Source organism: Paenibacillus sp. OT2-17 (genome assembly GCF_009827695.1).
GTDB classification, from domain to species: domain Bacteria; phylum Bacillota; class Bacilli; order Paenibacillales; family Paenibacillaceae; genus Paenibacillus; species Paenibacillus polymyxa_B.
In genome coordinates this window covers 1-876 of the sequence record NZ_WUDQ01000929.1, presented here as the reverse complement: position 1 = coordinate 876, position 876 = coordinate 1, and the positions used below count along the sequence as shown (strand labels likewise).

General features: G+C 45.9%; 1 protein-coding gene. It reads right to left on the bottom strand.

What is annotated here, in order from left to right; translation table 11 throughout:
- A partial coding sequence (locus GRP75_RS28245) for a GH32 C-terminal domain-containing protein (protein WP_202404359.1) occupies nt 1-876 on the bottom strand: 876 nt, incomplete at both ends.

Below are 876 nucleotides of genomic sequence, written 5' to 3'. Positions count from 1 at the left end.
CCCAGTTATCGGGCACATAGACCGGAGCAGCCTTTTTACCCGTTAAGGCATTCATATCCCATACTTGCATAGACTTGACAGTGATATCGCCATCGGCCCAGATCTGCAAGCCCAAGGAGTCGTATCTGCCTACATAGACACGAGTTGTCAGCTTCTTCTTGTAATTTGCAAAGGCTTCAATGACCGAGCGATCGAGAAAGATATGGAGTTTCAAGTTCTCTCCGTCAAGATCTACATATCCTCCTTGAATGCCGTCCACACGCACATCCGGATCAATGCTGCTCTTGGTTCGATCCACATTGAATGTCCCGTTCTTCTTGTCGTAGTAAATGAGCGTCTCTTCTTGGCCTTTTTCCGAGCGTCGCACCTTGAGACCGAATTTCTGAGCCTCACGCGGATCAATCTCCATCACAATCTCTAGCATGTCGCCCTTGACATTTTTAATCAATTGATTGGCACTCTCCAAATTTTTGTCCGAAAAATCAACCCATTTTTTCCCTCGAAGGCTCTGCAGTTCTTTAATCGGTTCGATATGCAATTTATCATGCTTATCGAGGCTTAGGGAAAACGGCAAAGCTAAATTATGAGCCCATCCAGATTGATATTCGGCTTGTGGTGTTCTTACATTTTGCACCATGGAGAATACGACTGTTCTTCCGTCAGGTGTGACCAGACCGCTCTCTGCGGTTAAATAGCCGTCACCTACATCCATTTTGGAGGGTGCCTCCTGATCAGGAATAAATTTAAAGTTATCCCGGTCCCAGGTCCCGATCCAGTAAAAGACCTCAACATCTCTTTGCACATCGTTCGCTGGAGGAACATGCTCCGGCTTTTCATGGGGATTAATCATGAAAATATATTTTTGCTTGCCCGTAC